The organism is Sphingosinicella ginsenosidimutans (genome assembly GCF_007995055.1).
Taxonomy (GTDB): Bacteria; Pseudomonadota; Alphaproteobacteria; order Sphingomonadales; family Sphingomonadaceae; genus Allosphingosinicella; species Allosphingosinicella ginsenosidimutans.
Map to the genome: position 1 here is coordinate 2,855,867 of NZ_VOQQ01000001.1, position 15,405 is coordinate 2,871,271.

Below are 15,405 nucleotides of genomic sequence, written 5' to 3' on the forward strand. Positions count from 1 at the left end.
TGGTACGGAAGTGACCGTCGTGCCGACGATTTAGCAATCATCTGCCGAGGAAGACAATCGGTGATGCGCGAGGGTCCTGCGTCTTATAGCCTGCTTGATGAGCTAAAGTTGCACCCCCGCTAGACCGAGGCCGGTTTTCCTCGATTCATCCAGCGCATCACCCGGTCCACCTTCGAGGGGCTACCCCCCGTGCCAAACCGAAAGCGGTCGGCACAATGGCTTCATGCACACCCACGAAGGCGCGATCTCGTATTTCGGCCGCGTCGCGTTCCGCAACCAGTCGCAGACCTTCGGCATCCGCCAAGCGGACCGGCTCGCCCATATATATGTGGTCGGTAGGACAGGAGTGGGGAAATCGACCCTGCTTGAACAGCTCGCGCGAGGGGACGCCGAGGCCGGCCGGGGCTTCGCCTTCCTCGATCCGCACGGCGACCTCGCGGAGCGGATATATGCCGGGCTCTCGCCGTTCACCCGCGAGCGAACGATTTACCTGAACACCCCCGATCCCGACCAACCGTACGGGTACAATCCGCTGCGCCGCGTGGCCGACGCCAAGATACCGCTGGCCGCCTCGGGGCTTTTGGAGACGTTCCGCAAGCTCTGGCCGAGCGCTTGGGGCGTGCGCATGGAGCACGTCCTCCGCAACAGCCTCTATGCGCTGTTGGAACGCGACGGCTCAACGCTGCCGGACATCCTGCGCCTCTACAGCAACGATGCGTTCCGCAGGAGCGTCACCACCCGGATCAAGAATCCCGTGGTGCGGGCCTTCTGGCGCGACGAGTTCGCCCACTACCATCCCCGCCAGCAAGCGGAAGCGGTCGCGCCCATCCAAAACAAGCTCGGCGCGCTCCTGGCCGACCCGATGCTCTATCGCATCCTCGTTGCCCCTAAGACCGACCTGCACTTGCGCCGGCTCATGGACGCGGGCGGCATCCTCTTGGTCAACCTGTCGCGCGGGCAGATCGGCGAGGACAGCGCGCTCGTCCTCGGCAACCTCCTCGTCTCTACCGTGGGCCTCGCCGCGTTCAGCCGCGCCGACCAGCCCGAGCACGAGCGCCGCCCCTTCTTCCTCTATGTGGACGAGTTCCAGAGCTTCACGACGCTCTCGTTCGCCACGATGCTCGCCGAATTGCGCAGTCATGCCCTGGGGTTGGTGCTCGCGCACCAGTACCTTCATCAGCTGGAGCCGGACATTCTCCATGCCGTGCTCGGGAACGTCGGCACGCTCATATCCTTCCGGGTGGGCGCCGAGGACGCGCCGATCTTGGCCCGCGAGTTCTTTCCGACGTTCGACGTTCACGACCTCCTCAATCTCCCGAATTGGCGCTTCTATCTCAAGCTCATGATCGACGGCGCGCCCTCGCAGCCGTTCAGCGGGGAACTGGACAGTCGATCGGCTCGAAAAGCGATCGGCTAGTGGAACGAGTCGGCATGGCACGCGACATCGGCCGCTCGCACCCAGCCTCTCAATCGGCTCTGGTAGATGAAGTCCACGCGATACCAGATGCGTCGATTTCGATCATAGGCGGCGTCGCTGAGGACAAACTCGTTCCCTCGGGGAAGCCTTCCGACAACAGCGCCGTTCATTTCGCGTCGGAATACGGCGCCGTCCGGCGTCGCGACAGCGCAGGTATACCCGTATGAGGAGCCGTTAGCGGACCACCTAGCAAACTCGCGGGGCGTGACCTGATGCAGGGTCGCAGCCGCAGGCGCACCAGCCAACAACAAGCACGCGGCGGGTAGCAGCCGATCCATTACCGCCCCGCACGCCGGATGTTGTACTGGAGCGCGGCGGAATATCGCATCCCGTGCGCGTCGATGATGTCGTCGATCTTCCAGCCGCGCTCGTTGACGAGGATAAGACGCACGCCCTGATTGCGCCCAAACCGGACGGTAGCAACCGTCGTTCCGCGCGCACCTGGCGCGGTAGCAATGGATGCGATCCGAAAGCCGCCGGAGTCTTGGCATTGGCAAAGCCAGTCATAATCGAGATACCTGTCCGCGTCCCCCGATCGCGCGGCCTCGTACCGGCGCTGGAGCGCCGCCGTGCGGCTCGAAAGATATCGCTGCCATGTCCAGCCGGACATAGTGAGCTGGTCGTTGGCTTCGTTGGCATAGAGCATCCGCACGAATCGCTCGGCGGTTTGCGGCGCCGGCGCGGCGGCGGCGAGCAAAAGGCCGGCGACGACTGAAAGCAACGCTGCGCGCATCGGTGTCCCCCCATTATTGCCCGAGCATGAGAATGGAGCGCAGCAGCGCCCGTTCATACGGGCTCGGGTTCCCGAAATATATCTCCCTCGACCTTCCGGCGCGATTGAAAAGCAGGCCACCGGCCGCGCGACGTCCGTCGAGCGCGATCAGGAACGCCCCGACGTTGGCGTAGCAATCATGGGGCTTGCAGACGGTGCCGAGCACATACGAGCGCCCGCCGCTTTGCACGATCCTCGGCTGCGACGAGTTTCCTTCAAGGCGATATATCCACCGCGTCCGCCGATATGACGGAGGAACGACCGATTGCCACGCCCGCGCCTCGCGCGGATGCCGGGCGAGCGCCAAGGACGGCGACGAGACCGCGCTCGTCCAATCGGCGGCCGGCTGCGCAAGAATGGGCGCCCCCAAAAGAACCAGCGGAAGGGCAAGGAAGCGAACCATTTGAACCATTCGATACCCCCTCTGTTCGATTGACCTTCGCCAGCGCGTTAATTCGGCAATCGCGCCGCGCCAGGGCAGACGCCGAGCTTTAGGTCGCCTAGCGCGCTGTAGCGGCGATTGATGCCCGATATGACATGGACCTGTAGATTGAGCCGGCAGAGCTGCGCATTGGTGAGGCCCAGGGTATTGCGGAGGAACGCTTCCGCGCGGGATCGCGATCGTCCGAGCGGCTCCGCAAGGAGCGACACCAAGAAGTACGAACTGCTTGCTTGGTATTGGACGCCGAAGGAATCGTTCTCGTTCCCGAATACCGGGCCGGAGTGGACCAAATCGTAATAGGTGTCGCCAGGCGCGGAGAGCGGCTGCCTGCCGGACATAAAATCGTTCACAACAATGCGGGAGCCGTCCCGGCCCACGATGCTGATATGCGCATGGCCGGTCGGAGCGGCTCGGGGAGCCGCTCCGAGCAGGGCCGGAAGTGCCGTTAGGATCGCGACGGCAAAGAGCTTCCACACGCTCATACTCGCGCCCTCTACGCTCTCACGCACGTTGCTGTGGTATGCCCCCTCGCCTCGCTGCACGAGTAGCGGCCGTCCGGCGTATCAGCGATCCATGACTGCGTGGTTTGCGTCCTCTGGACGTGAGAGATGCGGATCGCGGCTTGGTTCAGGTCCCCGCCGATCGCCTGGGCCGAATGGAGTCGCATGTCCGTTCTCGAAATCAGGTGCCCCATCCACGCATTGCTGGCCGCCATTCCTCCGCCCGCCGCCAGCAGGCTCGGTGCCATCATCGCGGCAACGCACCCCGACAGCATCAGCGCCCCGCCGACAGCGGCAACCGCCTTCATAATCATGATCGTTCCTCCCCCGTAAAAAGGGAGAAATCTCCTATTGTCGAAACATCGTCAATAGGGAGTTTTGCACTATTCCAAATCTCCCTGCGATTGGGCGGGTGGTATGCCGCGCCCCCGCAAATCGGCTTTCGACGAGCCGTACATCCAGATCATCGACCGGCTGATTGCGCGGCGAAAAGCGCTCGGCATGACCCAGGTGGACCTGGGCGCCGCGTACGGCGAGGATCAGTCCTTCGTGAGCCGGGTCGAGCGACGGCAGCGCAAAATCGACGTGTGGGAGTTCGTCCGCTGGTGCCGCGTCCTCAACGTCGAGCCGAGGGAGGTTCTGGACGGGATTGAGGAATAGCACTCGGCGATGAACCCCGGCCAGCGATTCTTCCTAGAGGTTTGCACTACGCCGATCCGGCTTCTATCCCCTCCATCAAGGGGGGATCGTGCGTTCGTCGGGCTTCGCCGTATTGACAGTGCTGATTCTTGCCGTCGTGCTCCTCATCGTCGGCAAGCACCTACGTCATCATGACAAGTCTCCCCAGATTGAAGCGACGCAACCGTCGCGCGCCGCTGCCTTGCTGCGCCAAGACAACATGCCGATACCTAATGCCTCGGTTGCGCCGGCAGCCGTCCGTGTCATTGACGGCGATACCATCGCGATTGGCGATGAACATATTCGCCTCTTTGGAATTGACGCACCAGAGCGCGACCAGCCTTGCACCCTCAACGGGCAAGCGATCGCCTGCGGCTATGAAGCGGGCCAAATACTGTCGCGTTTAATCGGGAGCGCACAGCCAAGTTGCATCGCGAGATCGACCGACCGATACGGGCGGACGGTGGCAGTCTGTTTAGTTAATGGTAAAGATTTAGGACGAGAAATGGTCGCAAGCGGTTGGGCTGTTGCGTTCGTCCGCTATTCGCAAGACTATGTGGCGGATGAGGCGGCGGCGCGTTCAGCGCGCCGAGGTATGTGGCAAGGCGGGTTTGAACGTCCGGAAACGTGGCGGGCTGAGCACAGGCAACCGCGGGGCCATCGGGAGGGGTGAACATGTCCGACGAAAATACCACGCCCAAACCGCTGGTGCCGACTTCGGTGCCACTTAGCCCAAGTACGAATCTTGATCTTTCGTGGCTGCCGGAGGCGCAACGTGCAGCGCTCCTTGCAGACTATACGCGCGGGATGCTCGACCTTTCTCAGAAGGCCCAAGAACTGCACGTCGATGTTGGTGCGCTCAAATCGACGCTGGCGACGCTCACGGAGACGACCAAGCAGGTCGCAGACGCAGGCAACGCCGTCACCGTCAGCCACACGCAGACCAGCGCAATTGGTCGCACCGAAGTCATCATGGGCAATACAGACAATGCTCGAAGCGGCAAACTGTCGCGCTCCCAAACAGGCGAGCGCGATTGGACTCCGATCTATATTCTCGTCGGTATCGTCGCGCTGGTGCTGATTGCCGCTGCCTTCGCGAGGTGAACGATGTTCCGCGCGACGGTCCATCTCGATGAACGCGCGAACGTGGCGGATGAGACTGAATCGCTACGCGCGGGTGCGGAGCGTTCGGGCCTCGATCCCGCCGTCGCTAACGTGCTCTCAGCTAACTTTGCCGAGGTGCTGGTTTCGCTCGTTGAAAACGGCCGCAAGCTCAAGGCACAGGGCAGTCAGCTCGACGTTACGCGCAAATTCGAGGGTAAAAGCTATTCGGTGACGCTCAAGTTCGGCGCCGGTAGCCGGCCCCGCTTCTTTGCGCAGCTCTGGCGTTTCCTGCGCGGCCGCTGATGGCGCGACGTACCTCCTCTCGCAGCTATGGTCGGTCATATTATGACAGCTCTCGGTCGATTGGACTGGAGCGGGCACTCGAACATATCGAAGCGGCAAGACGGCTGAGCGCGGAATTAGGGGGCACCGACAAGGACGTTAAAGCATATTTCTTCGCGCTGCCGCCCCGACAGATGGAATCACTCCTGGACGCCTACGGGCGGCGCTACGGTAGTTCAGCGCGCGACTATGCGACCGCCACGCTTCGTAAATGGCGCTCCGGCGAGGTGCAGATGAGCGGACTGGTCGCCGAACGCTTGTTCAACTTGCTTCCTCCGCGAATGCCGCTCACCGAAAAATACAAACTCACCGAGGGGCTTTGGGAGCATTTTGGGCCAACCTCCAAGAAGCGGCTACGGATAGGCGTGGATGCAGATGTGGGGGAAGCGGTTGAAGCGGTACGTGCTCATTTCGATACCGTCATACTGCATCACAAGATTCCCCCTCAACTGGAGCAGCGATTTAACTGGCTCGCTGCCGGCGACGTGGAGGTGAAGCAACAGCTTCTCAACTACCTGCGCGACCGCGAGCGCTCCTTGCTTAGTGAGGGAACGCGCATCCAGTTGCCCGTTATGATCGAACATATCAAAGCAGATGCGGCAAAACTGACCAGTCGCATGTCGCAGACGCTCAAGATCGGCAAACACGAGTTGGAATTGCTCGTCGATGGCAACGCAAACGGCGTTCGACTCGAAGACTGGTCTCCGCTTGTTCAACCCCGCACAACAAGCTCGGGCACAGTGGGCTTCTGGATCGTGGTCGGGCTTATCGTGCTGTACCTCATATCGAAATATTCGCATTAAACGAGGGGTACGTTCCGGCTTGGGCTATTGTCCACCGCGTATCCCTATGACGCTCCCTGCCCGGCCGCCCTGCCGAGAAACGTGCGCATTTTCATACCGCTCTGGCGCGCCGTCCCGCGCCGCGCCCGCTCCCAATTGGCGAACGTGGCTTCGTCAACGCGGGCAGCGCGGGCCGCCTGCTTGATGGACAGCCCTCGTCGCAGCCGCTCGGCGCGCACCTCCTCGGCGGCAGTCGTGGGCGCTGCCCATGGCTCGCGCCCGAGGAAGCGGATGATGGCGGGATAGAAGGCGGGCGGCGGGAGGCAGCGGCCTTTCTCCCACTTGATGAGCGTGTCGACGCCCACGCCAAGGCGCTTCGCCACGTCCTTTTGGAGAAGGCCGAGGTCGCGGCGGCGGCGGCGAAGCTGCGCGGGCAAGTCGTCCCCGGCATCGCGCAACCGATCGGGCTTTCGCGCGCGCAGGGATGCCCGCACGCCCGGCAGCAAGAAGGCAACGCGATCACATGGATTCATCGCCGCGACGAGCTGCACCCGCGCCGGGAAGGTCACATGGGCATTGGCCCTGGCGACCTGGACGGTGCCGGTCTCGAGCGGCTGGCGAAGCGAATCGAGCGCGCCGCGCTGGAACTCCGGCAGTTCGTCGAGGAACAGGACGCCGAGATGCGCCAGGCTCGCCTCGCCCGGCCGCACCTTGAGCCCGCCACCGACCAGCGCGGGCATGGACGCGCTGTGATGGGGGGCCCGGAAAGGGCGGGTGCGGATCAGCCGCCCGTCCTTGAGCTCCCCCGCCACCGAGGCGATCATCGAGACTTCGAGCGCTTCCGACGGCGTCAGCTCGGGCAGGATCCCGGGGAGGCAAGCCGCGAGCAGCGACTTTCCTGCGCCCGGCGGCCCGATCATCAGGAGATTGTGCCCCCCGGCCGCCGCGATCTCGAGTGCGCGCTTGGCGGTTTCCTGGCCCTTGACCTGCCCCAGATCGAGCGTCCGGGTGGGCGGATCGGCCGTGCCGGGGCGCGGCGGCGTGAGTACCGCGGTGCCGCGCATATGATTGATGAGCGTGATGAGATCCGGTGCCGCGATCACCTCGACATCGCCGGCCCAGGCGGCTTCGCTCCCCTGGCTCTCCGGGCAGACCAGCCCGAGCCCGACCGAGGAGGCGTGGAGCGCCGCCAGCAGGACGCCCGGCGACGGGGCAATCCGGCCGTCCAGGGCAAGCTCCCCCACCGCGACATAACCGGCAAGCGTCTCCGCATCGATCGCCCCCATCGCCGCGAGCAGGCCGAGCGCGATCGGCAGGTCATAATGCGAGCCTTCCTTGGGCAGGTCGGCCGGTGACAGGTTGACCGTGATCCGCTTCGGCGGCAGCGACAGGCCGATCGCCGCCAGCGCCGCGTGAACGCGCTCGCGGCTCTCGCCGACCGCCTTGTCCGGCAGGCCGACGATCAGGAATTTGGGCAGTCCGCCCGCAATCTGGACCTGAACTTCGACAGCGCGCGCCTCCAGACCCAGAAACGCCACGGTGGCGACATGCGCAACCATTTCAAAATCCCCCGCTCCCGACTTCGTTGTGGCAGCGGGGACTTGCAAAGTCGAGCCATGCGCGACGCCGTCACTTGTATCGGCCACAGGATGACGGGCGAACGCCATTCAGCCTTCGCGATCCGATATGCGTATTGCGCCCTCGAGACGCCTCCCCCACATGGCGACCATGAGCGTGCGTGGATCATGGTCGCGGTGGACCGCTATTCCGCTGGTCAGGCAGTTGCTGTTCCTGCTCGGCTGCCTGCTGATGCTGGTCTCGCCGATCGTCGGCGCGATCCCGGGTCCGGGCGGCATCTTCGTCTTCGCGGCGGGCCTCGGCCTCGCCCTCAAATATAGTGGCTGGGCGAAGCGGATGTATGTGCGGTTCAAGCGCAAGCATCCGCAGAAGGGACGCTGGGCCGACTGGGGGATGCGCCGCGCGAGCGCCCGCCGGCGCGAGGAGATCCGCAAGCGTCGCGAAGCGCCCCACGCGCCGACGCGGATCGAAGCGGGAGGCGATTGACTTTGCCGGAGGCTTTGCCTATCGCGCCCCGCAACGAGGCCGCCCCTGTGGCGGCCCTTTTCTTTCAGTTGATTTTACGAGGAATGAGCGATGAAGCGCACCTTCCAGCCGAGCAAGCTCGTGCGCAAGCGCCGGCACGGCTTCCGCGCCCGGATGGCGACCGTCGGGGGCCGCAAGGTCCTGGCCGCGCGCCGCGCCCGCGGTCGCGCCAAGCTGTCCGCCTGACCGAACGGGTCATCGGCAAGCTCACCCGCCGCGCGGACTATCTGGCCGCGAACGGCGGCAAGCGCACGCCGACGCCGGGCTTCATCCTGCTGGTCCGTCCCCGCAACGACGGCGACCAACGACCGCGGATCGGCATCACCGTCTCGAAGAAGGTCGGCGGCGCCGTCGTCCGCAACCGGATGAAGCGTCGCTTCCGCGAGCTGGCGCGGCTCATTCTTCCGGATGAAGGCCTGGCCGGCGCCGATCACGTGCTGATCGGGCGCGCCGGCGGCATCGATCGGCCGTTTTCGCTGCTCGCCGACGATCTCCGCCGCGCGCTTGCGAAGCTCGCCCGATGATCGCACGGCTGCTGATCCAGGTGGCGCGGGCCTGGCAGCTTGGCCCTTCCCGGATCCTGCCGCCAAGCTGTCGCTACCAGCCAAGCTGCTCGGCCTATGCAATCGGCGCGCTTTCCCGCTATGGCGCGCTGCGCGGGGGCTGGCTCGCAATTCGGCGCATCCTGCGCTGCCACCCCTGGGGCGGTTCCGGCTATGACCCCGTGCCATGATCCGGCGGACAAGAAGGGATTGAAGTGAACGAGAACCGGAACATGATCCTCGCGGTCGTGCTGTCGGCGCTGGTGCTGATCGGCTGGGGCCTTGCCACCCAATATTTCTTCCCCGCCGCCAATCCGCCCGCGACGAAGGTGGACCACGGCCGGCAGGTGGCGCTGCCGCAGCCGCACGCCGGCCCGGCCGCAACGAGCCCCGCCGCGGTCCGCGATCGCCGCATCGTGATCTCGGAAACGCCGCGCGTCGCGATCGAAACGCCGCGGCTTCGAGGCTCGATCAACCTCAAGGGCGCACGCATCGACGATCTCGTGCTGACCACCGAGCGCCAGACGATCGACCCCAATTCCCCGCCGGTGCGGCTGTTCTCGCCGGGCGGCACACCCGACGCCTATTTCGCAAGCTTCGGCTGGACCGGCAGCGGCTTTGCCGCTCCCGGGCCGGACACCGTCTGGCGGGCGAGCGGCACCCGCCTCACCCCCTCCACGCCGGTGACGCTGAGCTGGGACAATGGCCGTGGCCAGCTCTTTCAGATCGTCTTCACGGTCGACGAGAATTATCTGTTCTCGGTGGAGCAGCGCGTGTCCAACGGCGGCACCGGCCCGATCGCCGCACAGCCGTTCAGCCTCGTCAACCGCGTCGGCGAATCGCACGATCCCACTGCCTGGACCAACCATGTCGGTCCGGTCGGCGTGTTCAGCGGCGTCGCCAATTACGACAATGATTTCAAGGATGTCCGGGAAGCCGGATCGGTCTCCTATCAAAGCCGTGGCGGATGGCTCGGCTTTTCCGACAAATATTGGCTCGCTGCGCTCGTTCCCGATCAGTCCACGAACGTGACCGCGACGTTCCGGCACAATGGCCGCAGCGACGCCTATCAGGCCGACGTCGCGGCGCCCCAGACCGTGGTCCCGCCCGGCCAGGGCCTGAGAACGGAGACCCACCTGTTCGCCGGCGCGAAGGAGGTGCAGCTGCTCAGGGCCTATTCCACGTCGCTCGGGACGGCGCTGGAGCGCGCGATCGACTGGGGCTGGTTCCGCTGGTTCATGCTGCCGATCTTCTCGCTGCTGGTCTGGCTGTTCGACCATCTCGGCAATTTCGGCGTCGCGATCATCTGCCTGGTGGTGATCGTCCGCGCCCTGCTCTTCCCGATCGCGCAGCGCCAGTTCGCCTCGATGGCGAAAATGCGATCGGTGCAGCCGAAGATGAAGGCGCTGCAGGAGCGGCACAAGGACGACCGGATGAAGCTTCAGGAAGAGATGATGAAGCTTTACAAGGAGGAGAAGGTGAATCCGGCCGCCGGCTGCCTTCCGATCCTGCTCCAGATCCCGATCATGTACGCGCTCTACAAGACGCTCCTGATCTCCGTTGAGATGCGCCATAAGCCGTTCGTTCTGTGGATCCGCGATCTGTCCGCGCCCGATCCGATGACGCCGGTCAACCTGTTCGGCTATCTGCCGTTCACGCCGCCGCATATCCTTGCGCTCGGCGTGCTGCCCATCCTCGTCGGCGTCTCGATCTGGTTCCAGCAGAAGCTCGCGCCGACCGCCGCCGATCCGGTGCAGCAGCAGGTGATGGGCCTGATGCCCTGGGTGCTGATGTTCATCATGGCGCCGTTCGCGGCGGGTCTGCAGCTCTACTGGCTTACCAACAACGCACTCTCGATCCTCCAGCAGCGCATCCTTTATGCCCGCCATCCGGAGCTCAAGGCGGCGATGACCACGCCGATCAAGAAGTGAGCGCGGCCGCCGACGATCTCGACACGCGGGCCCGGAAGCTTTTCTCCGGGCCGGTCTCGTTTCTGAAGTCGGCGCCGGAGCTCAAGTTCCTGCCCGATCCGCAGGTGCCGGAAATCGCCTTTGCCGGCCGCTCCAACGTCGGCAAGTCCTCGCTGCTCAACCGGCTGACCAACCGCAACGGGCTCGCGCGCACCTCGAACACGCCGGGGCGCACGCAGGAGCTCAACATCTTCGACGTCGGCGATCCGGTGCGCCTCAGGCTCGTCGACATGCCCGGCTACGGCTTCGCCAAGGCCCCGCGCGAGCTCGCGAAGAAGTGGCGTTTCCTGGTCAACGATTATCTGCGCGGCCGCCAGGTCCTGATGCGCGCGCTCGTGCTGATCGATTCGCGCCACGGGATCAAGGACATCGACCGCGAGCTGATGAAGATGCTCGATGACGCCGCGGTCTCCTACGGCCTCGTCCTCACCAAGGCGGACAAGATCAAGGCGAGCGACCTCGCAGACGTCACCGAGCGAACGATGGCCGAAGCGCGGACCCGGCCCGCCGCCCATCCCGAAATCGTCGTGACGTCGAGCGAGACCGGGCTCGGCATGGACCGGCTGCGGGCGGCGGTGCTAGAGGCCGCGCAGATCTGACATCCTCGAACGACCGGCCGGGAGGGTCCGCTTGCTCAAGCTCATCATCGGCAACAAGGCCTATTCATCCTGGTCGCTGCGCGGCTGGCTCGCGGTGAAGCAATCGGGGCTCCCGTTCGAGGAGATCACCGTGCCGATGTTCGACGAAGCGTGGGACAAACGCACCCAGGGCGAAGAGTTCGCGCCGTCGGGCGGCAAGGTGCCGATCCTGTGGGACGACCAGGCGGTGATCTGGGACAGCCTCGCCATCGTCGACTGGCTCGCCGACAAGACGGATCGGGATCGCTACTGGCCCAAGGACGAGATCGCGCGCGGCATGGCCCGGTCGATGGCCGCCGAGATGCACTCGAGCTATCCCAATCTTCGCCGCGAGCTCGGCATGAACGTGCGAAAGCAGTTCCCGCAGCCTCAGCTCGCCGATCCGGTCCGCACGGAGATCGTCCGCATCCTTGAGCTATGGGCCCAGGCTCGCGCCCGGCACGGCAGCGGCGGCCCCTATCTCTTCGGCGATTTCGGCGCGGTCGACATCATGTTCGCCCCGGTCGTCACCCGCTTCGTCACCTATTCGATCCCGGTGCCGCGATTCGCGGCCGCCTATATGGAAACGATCCTCGATCATGCCTGGATGAAGGAATGGATTGAGGCGGCGCAGGAGGAGCCCTGGGTGATCGAGCATTACGAATCGCCGTCGGCCTAAGGCGCCGAAGCGCCGGCCGGCTAGCCGTCCGTGCGATAGCCGCTCTGCCGCTCGATCATCCAGCCGGGATATTCCGGCGGGAGCGCGCTCACCTTGTCGAGGCGGATCAGTTCGTCCTTGGTGAACTCCACGTCGACCGCGGCGAGATTGTCCTTGAGCTGATCGATCCGCTTCGCCCCCAGGATGACGCTGGTCACGGGCTTCTGATGGAGCAGCCAGCCGAGCGCGAGCTGGGCAACGCTCGCCTTCTTCGCCTCGGCCATCTCGCGAAGCATGTCGATGATGTCATAGGCGCGGTCGCGGTCCACCGGCGGGAAATCGAAGCTGGCGCGGCGCCCCTCCCCTTCGCTCTCCTGCCCGCGATGATATTTGCCGGACAGCAGCCCGCCGGCGAGCGGGCTCCATACCATCAGCCCGATCCCTTCGGACGCCATCATCGGCACGATCTCGCGCTCGAGATCGCGGCCGGCGATCGTGTAATAGGATTGCAGCGAGACGGGCCGGACGAGGCCGCGCCGCTCGGCGATCCCGACCGCCTTGGCGACCTGCCAGGCCGGCCAGTTCGACAGGCCATAATAGCGGATCAGACCCTGGCGCACGAGCATGTCGAGGGTCTCGACGGTCTCCTCGATCGGCGTGTCGTGGTCGACGCCGTGGATCTGATAGAGATCGACATGATCGAGCTGGAGCCGCTTCAGGCTGGCCTTCACCTGGTCCATGATATGGCCGCGCGAGGCGCCGGCCGCATTCGGCCCCTTGCCCATCCGACCCAGCACCTTGGTCGCGATCACGACCTCGCCGCGCGCGACTCCGAGGTTGCGAAGCGACTGGCCGAGGATCTGCTCGGAAAGCCCGTCGGCATAGACGTTGGCCGTGTCGATGAAGTTGATCCCGGCGTCGAGCGCCGCCTTGACCAGCGCGTCGGCCTCGTCCTGCTGGAGCTGGCCGATCTTCTGCCACATCCCGCCGCCGCCGCCGAAGGTCATCGTGCCGAGGCAAAGCTCCGAAACATAAAGGCCGGACCGGCCGAGCAGCTTGTAGCGCATGGGAGGCTCCTGTGGATGATGGGAAGGTTGTGCGGGAGATGGTGCCTTGCACGGCTGCGTCAATCGCCTAGGCTTGATTCATGACCGATCTCGACGATTTCATCGCCGGCCTGCCCAAGGCCGAGCTTCACATGCATATCGAGGGCAGCCTCGAGCCCGAGCTGATGTTCGCGCTCGCGAGACGCAACAAGATCGACATTCCGTTCGAGAGCGTCGAGGCGGTGCGGGCCGCCTACAGCTTCTCGAACCTGCAGGACTTTCTCGATATCTACTATCAGGGCGCGAACGTGCTTCGCGAGGCGGAGGATTTCCGCGATCTCGCCATCGCCTATTTCGATCGCGCCGAGGCCGACAATGTCGTCCACGCCGAAATCTTCTTCGATCCGCAGACCCACACCGCGCGCGGCATATCGTTCGCGACGGTGATGGAGGGGCTGCTCGCCGGCATGGGGGAAGCGAAGGAGCGCCATGGCATCAGCGCCACGCTGATCCTCTGCTTCCTTCGCCATCTCGACGAGGCCGATGCCTTCGCGACGCTGAAGGCGGCCGAACCCTGGCTGGACAGGATCGAAGCGGTCGGCCTCGACTCCTCGGAGCTTGGGCACCCGCCATCCAAGTTCGCGCGCGTCTTCGATGCCGCCGCCGCCTTCGGGCTGAAGCGCGTCGCCCATGCCGGCGAGGAAGGGCCGCCCGAATATGTCCGCGAGGCGCTCGACATCCTGAAGATCGACCGGCTCGATCACGGCAACCGCTCGCTCGAGGATCCCGAGCTGGTCGCGCGGCTCGCTAGCAGCGGAATGACGCTCACCGTCTGCCCGCTCTCCAACCTCAAGCTGTGCGTCGTCCCCGACATGGCCGATCACCCGATCGACTCGATGCTTCGGGCGGGCCTGCGTGCAACGATCAATTCGGACGATCCCGCCTATTTCGGCGGCTATGTGAACGACAATTATCGCGCCGCCGCCCGCGGACGCGGGCTGGGCCGCGAGGAGCTCGTCACCCTGGCCCGCAATTCCTTCCTCGGCTCGTTCCTCGACGAGGCGGAGATCGCCCGCCACCTCGCGCGGCTGGACGCCTACGCCGCCGGCTAGAGCGTCGCGTGGACCGTCGCGACGGCGGTCATGATCGCGGCGACACGAGCGGCGCCCTGGATCGTCTCGGCCTTGATGCCGTGCTGGGTCAGCACCCGCTCGTGGCTGTCGATGCACATGCCGCAGCCGTTCTGGGCGCTCACCGCGAGGCTGAACAGCTCGAAGTCCGCCTTGTCGATCCCGGGATTGCCGATGCACTGCATCCGCAGCTTTGCCGGCAGCGTCTCGTAGACCGGATTGGTGGCGAGGTGGACGAAGCGGTAATAGACGTTGTTCATCGCCATGATCGCCGCCGCCGCCCGCGCCGCATTGGCATGGGCCTCGTCGATCTTGCCGGCCACTTCCGCCTCGGCCGCCTCGACGATCGGCTTGTAACCGGTGCCGTGGGCGCAGGCGAGGACGAGCCCCCATTTGCGATTCTCGTCGCCGAGAGTCTGGTCGGCGAGCAGCGAGGACATGTTGAGTCTGAGGTCCTTGGCGTAATCGGGCAAGGCGTCGGCAAAGGTCTTGAGGGACATTGGAAGCTCTCCTGATCGCACCGCGAGCCTAGGCGCGGCTCCCGGCGGATTCCAGTCGCTGGAATATGGGTCAAAGAAATGGGGCGCGGCGCCCGTGGTGCCGCGCCCCAGCAAGAGGTCCGCGCCCTGTTCGGGGCGTGGGGGGGGGGGCTTACGCCGCGGGGCGCAGGACCTCCTGGCCAGTGGTCCAGTTGCACGGGCACAGCTCGTCGGTCTGCAGCGCGTCGAGCACGCGCAGCGTCTCCGCCGGGTTGCGGCCGACATTCAGGCCGTTCACCATCACATGCTGGATGATGTTGTCGGGATCGACGATGAAGGTCGCGCGGAAAGCGACGCCCTCTTCGGCATCGAGAATGCCGAGCGCGCTCGCGAGCTCCTTCTTGTTGTCTGCGATCCACGGGAAGTCCGCCTCGGCGAGCTGCGGGTCCGACCGGCGCCAGGCGAAATGGACGTGCGCCGTATCGGTCGAGGCGCCGATCAGCACCGCATCACGATCGGCGAAGTCGCCCTTGAGCTCGCCATAGCCGACGATCTCGGTCGGGCAGACGAAGGTGAAATCCTTGGGCCAGTAGAACAGGATCTTCCACTTGCCGCCGGTGTCAGCGAGGTCGATCGTCTCGCCCGCGGGGAGCGCCGAGGTTCCCTGCTGGACGGGAAGGGTCAATTCCGGAAGCTTGTCGCCGACGGTCAACATGGTGTCGCATTCTCCTCTTTGTGCGTTGCGGCAAAAATGGTGCGCTGC

22 protein-coding genes are annotated in these 15,405 nt (G+C 65.0%); 14 read left to right on the forward strand and 8 right to left on the reverse strand.

Annotated elements, in window-relative coordinates; translation table 11 throughout:
- The first annotated feature begins 223 nt into the window (after window positions 1–223).
- On the forward strand, window positions 224–1,417 hold the full coding sequence (locus FRZ32_RS14170) for a type IV secretory system conjugative DNA transfer family protein (protein ID WP_147044116.1): 1,194 nt from the start codon (window positions 224–226) through the stop codon (window positions 1,415–1,417).
- 337 nt (window positions 1,418–1,754) lie between these two features.
- On the opposite strand, the gene FRZ32_RS14175 is transcribed toward FRZ32_RS14170, so the two are convergent.
- The 4 genes from FRZ32_RS14175 to FRZ32_RS14190 are packed head-to-tail and all read right to left on the reverse strand — an operon-like array spanning window position 1,755 to window position 3,505.
- Window positions 1,755–2,210, reverse strand: a complete 456-nt coding sequence (locus FRZ32_RS14175; protein ID WP_158635948.1) for a DUF3828 domain-containing protein — start codon at window positions 2,208–2,210, stop codon at window positions 1,755–1,757.
- A 13-nt stretch (window positions 2,211–2,223) separates the two neighbouring features.
- Window positions 2,224–2,652: an Ivy family c-type lysozyme inhibitor gene (locus tag FRZ32_RS14180; protein WP_158635949.1), complete on the reverse strand. Its 429-nt coding sequence runs from the start codon at window positions 2,650–2,652 to the stop codon at window positions 2,224–2,226.
- A 47-nt stretch (window positions 2,653–2,699) separates the two neighbouring features.
- On the reverse strand, window positions 2,700–3,173 hold the full coding sequence (locus tag FRZ32_RS14185) for a hypothetical protein (protein ID WP_147044119.1): 474 nt from the start codon (window positions 3,171–3,173) through the stop codon (window positions 2,700–2,702).
- A gap of 11 nt (window positions 3,174–3,184) precedes the next feature.
- The gene (locus FRZ32_RS14190) at window positions 3,185–3,505 is read right to left on the reverse strand and encodes a hypothetical protein (protein ID WP_147044120.1); all 321 of its coding nucleotides are present in this window, start codon (window positions 3,503–3,505) and stop codon (window positions 3,185–3,187) included.
- Window positions 3,506–3,608: 103 nt separating this feature from the next.
- On the opposite strand from FRZ32_RS14190, the gene FRZ32_RS14195 reads away from it, so the two are divergent.
- From FRZ32_RS14195 to FRZ32_RS14215, 5 genes are all read left to right on the forward strand, one after another.
- A complete protein-coding gene (locus FRZ32_RS14195; RefSeq protein WP_147044121.1) occupies window positions 3,609–3,851 on the forward strand; it encodes a helix-turn-helix domain-containing protein in 243 nt (80 codons plus the stop codon).
- A gap of 88 nt (window positions 3,852–3,939) precedes the next feature.
- Window positions 3,940–4,542: a thermonuclease family protein gene (locus tag FRZ32_RS14200; RefSeq protein WP_147044122.1), complete on the forward strand. Its 603-nt coding sequence runs from the start codon at window positions 3,940–3,942 to the stop codon at window positions 4,540–4,542.
- 2 nt (window positions 4,543–4,544) lie between these two features.
- Window positions 4,545–4,973 carry a hypothetical protein gene (locus FRZ32_RS14205; RefSeq protein ID WP_147044123.1) on the forward strand — a complete coding sequence of 143 codons (429 nt, stop codon included), beginning with the start codon at window positions 4,545–4,547 and terminating at the stop codon, window positions 4,971–4,973.
- 3 nt (window positions 4,974–4,976) lie between these two features.
- Window positions 4,977–5,276, forward strand: coding sequence for a hypothetical protein (locus tag FRZ32_RS14210; RefSeq protein WP_147044124.1), 300 nt, complete (start codon window positions 4,977–4,979; stop codon window positions 5,274–5,276).
- Entirely contained in the window at window positions 5,276–6,118 is an 843-nt protein-coding gene (locus FRZ32_RS14215) for a hypothetical protein (protein WP_147044125.1), read from the forward strand. Before FRZ32_RS14210 ends, FRZ32_RS14215 begins: the two co-directional genes overlap by 1 nt.
- 44 nt (window positions 6,119–6,162) lie before the next feature.
- On the opposite strand, the gene FRZ32_RS14220 is transcribed toward FRZ32_RS14215, so the two are convergent.
- Window positions 6,163–7,656 (reverse strand): YifB family Mg chelatase-like AAA ATPase, encoded by a 1,494-nt coding sequence (locus tag FRZ32_RS14220; RefSeq protein ID WP_147044126.1) that lies wholly within the window; start codon window positions 7,654–7,656, stop codon window positions 6,163–6,165.
- A 160-nt stretch (window positions 7,657–7,816) separates the two neighbouring features.
- Between FRZ32_RS14220 and FRZ32_RS14225 the strand changes: the two genes are divergently transcribed.
- The 7 genes from FRZ32_RS14225 (at window position 7,817) to FRZ32_RS14255 (ending at window position 12,008) form a co-directional block, all read left to right on the forward strand.
- Window positions 7,817–8,161 carry a hypothetical protein gene (locus FRZ32_RS14225; RefSeq protein ID WP_243445312.1) on the forward strand — a complete coding sequence of 115 codons (345 nt, stop codon included), beginning with the start codon at window positions 7,817–7,819 and terminating at the stop codon, window positions 8,159–8,161.
- Between the two features lie 90 nt (window positions 8,162–8,251).
- Window positions 8,252–8,386: a 50S ribosomal protein L34 gene (rpmH, locus tag FRZ32_RS14230; protein ID WP_147044503.1), complete on the forward strand. Its 135-nt coding sequence runs from the start codon at window positions 8,252–8,254 to the stop codon at window positions 8,384–8,386.
- Window positions 8,387–8,427: 41 nt separating this feature from the next.
- On the forward strand, window positions 8,428–8,724 hold the full coding sequence (rnpA, locus tag FRZ32_RS14235; RefSeq protein WP_243445366.1) for a ribonuclease P protein component: 297 nt from the start codon (window positions 8,428–8,430) through the stop codon (window positions 8,722–8,724).
- Window positions 8,721–8,933, forward strand: coding sequence for a membrane protein insertion efficiency factor YidD (yidD, locus tag FRZ32_RS14240; RefSeq protein ID WP_147044127.1), 213 nt, complete (start codon window positions 8,721–8,723; stop codon window positions 8,931–8,933). The genes rnpA and yidD overlap by 4 nt, the downstream gene beginning before the upstream one ends.
- A gap of 24 nt (window positions 8,934–8,957) precedes the next feature.
- A complete protein-coding gene (gene yidC, locus FRZ32_RS14245; RefSeq protein ID WP_147044128.1) occupies window positions 8,958–10,673 on the forward strand; it encodes a membrane protein insertase YidC in 1,716 nt (571 codons plus the stop codon).
- Window positions 10,670–11,311, forward strand: a complete 642-nt coding sequence (gene yihA / locus FRZ32_RS14250; RefSeq protein ID WP_147044129.1) for a ribosome biogenesis GTP-binding protein YihA/YsxC — start codon at window positions 10,670–10,672, stop codon at window positions 11,309–11,311. Before yidC ends, yihA begins: the two co-directional genes overlap by 4 nt.
- Before the next feature lie 31 nt (window positions 11,312–11,342).
- The gene (locus FRZ32_RS14255) at window positions 11,343–12,008 is read left to right on the forward strand and encodes a glutathione S-transferase family protein (RefSeq protein ID WP_147044130.1); all 666 of its coding nucleotides are present in this window, start codon (window positions 11,343–11,345) and stop codon (window positions 12,006–12,008) included.
- A 20-nt stretch (window positions 12,009–12,028) separates the two neighbouring features.
- On the opposite strand, the gene FRZ32_RS14260 is transcribed toward FRZ32_RS14255, so the two are convergent.
- A complete protein-coding gene (locus FRZ32_RS14260; RefSeq protein WP_147044131.1) occupies window positions 12,029–13,054 on the reverse strand; it encodes an aldo/keto reductase in 1,026 nt (341 codons plus the stop codon).
- Window positions 13,055–13,134: 80 nt separating this feature from the next.
- Here FRZ32_RS14260 and FRZ32_RS14265 point away from each other — a divergent pair, with 80 nt between their 5' ends.
- On the forward strand, window positions 13,135–14,145 hold the full coding sequence (locus tag FRZ32_RS14265; protein WP_147044132.1) for an adenosine deaminase: 1,011 nt from the start codon (window positions 13,135–13,137) through the stop codon (window positions 14,143–14,145).
- On the opposite strand, the gene FRZ32_RS14270 is transcribed toward FRZ32_RS14265, so the two are convergent.
- Together FRZ32_RS14270 and FRZ32_RS14275 are read right to left on the reverse strand one after the other, a co-directional pair.
- Window positions 14,142–14,663: a carboxymuconolactone decarboxylase family protein gene (locus FRZ32_RS14270; RefSeq protein ID WP_147044133.1), complete on the reverse strand. Its 522-nt coding sequence runs from the start codon at window positions 14,661–14,663 to the stop codon at window positions 14,142–14,144. The genes FRZ32_RS14265 and FRZ32_RS14270 overlap by 4 nt on opposite strands.
- A 151-nt stretch (window positions 14,664–14,814) precedes the next feature.
- Window positions 14,815–15,357: a peroxiredoxin gene (locus tag FRZ32_RS14275; RefSeq protein WP_147044134.1), complete on the reverse strand. Its 543-nt coding sequence runs from the start codon at window positions 15,355–15,357 to the stop codon at window positions 14,815–14,817.
- Between the last annotated feature and the right edge of the window lie 48 nt (window positions 15,358–15,405).

Coding starts and splice junctions, on each gene's coding strand:
- rpmH (WP_147044503.1), top strand. CDS start 8,252: ATGAAGCGCACCTTCCAGCCGAGCAAGCTCGTGCGCAAGCGCCGGCAC.
- FRZ32_RS14170 (WP_147044116.1), top strand. CDS start 224: ATGCACACCCACGAAGGCGCGATCTCGTATTTCGGCCGCGTCGCGTTC.
- FRZ32_RS14205 (WP_147044123.1), top strand. CDS start 4,545: ATGTCCGACGAAAATACCACGCCCAAACCGCTGGTGCCGACTTCGGTG.
- FRZ32_RS14270 (WP_147044133.1), bottom strand. CDS start 14,663: ATGTCCCTCAAGACCTTTGCCGACGCCTTGCCCGATTACGCCAAGGAC.
- FRZ32_RS14220 (WP_147044126.1), bottom strand. CDS start 7,656: ATGGTTGCGCATGTCGCCACCGTGGCGTTTCTGGGTCTGGAGGCGCGC.
- yidD (WP_147044127.1), top strand. CDS start 8,721: ATGATCGCACGGCTGCTGATCCAGGTGGCGCGGGCCTGGCAGCTTGGC.
- FRZ32_RS14175 (WP_158635948.1), bottom strand. CDS start 2,210: ATGCGCGCAGCGTTGCTTTCAGTCGTCGCCGGCCTTTTGCTCGCCGCC.
- FRZ32_RS14225 (WP_243445312.1), top strand. CDS start 7,817: ATGGCGACCATGAGCGTGCGTGGATCATGGTCGCGGTGGACCGCTATT.
- FRZ32_RS14195 (WP_147044121.1), top strand. CDS start 3,609: ATGCCGCGCCCCCGCAAATCGGCTTTCGACGAGCCGTACATCCAGATC.
- FRZ32_RS14185 (WP_147044119.1), bottom strand. CDS start 3,173: ATGAGCGTGTGGAAGCTCTTTGCCGTCGCGATCCTAACGGCACTTCCG.
- FRZ32_RS14180 (WP_158635949.1), bottom strand. CDS start 2,652: ATGGTTCGCTTCCTTGCCCTTCCGCTGGTTCTTTTGGGGGCGCCCATT.
- FRZ32_RS14260 (WP_147044131.1), bottom strand. CDS start 13,054: ATGCGCTACAAGCTGCTCGGCCGGTCCGGCCTTTATGTTTCGGAGCTT.
- FRZ32_RS14275 (WP_147044134.1), bottom strand. CDS start 15,357: ATGTTGACCGTCGGCGACAAGCTTCCGGAATTGACCCTTCCCGTCCAG.
- FRZ32_RS14215 (WP_147044125.1), top strand. CDS start 5,276: ATGGCGCGACGTACCTCCTCTCGCAGCTATGGTCGGTCATATTATGAC.
- FRZ32_RS14190 (WP_147044120.1), bottom strand. CDS start 3,505: ATGATTATGAAGGCGGTTGCCGCTGTCGGCGGGGCGCTGATGCTGTCG.
- FRZ32_RS14210 (WP_147044124.1), top strand. CDS start 4,977: ATGTTCCGCGCGACGGTCCATCTCGATGAACGCGCGAACGTGGCGGAT.
- FRZ32_RS14265 (WP_147044132.1), top strand. CDS start 13,135: ATGACCGATCTCGACGATTTCATCGCCGGCCTGCCCAAGGCCGAGCTT.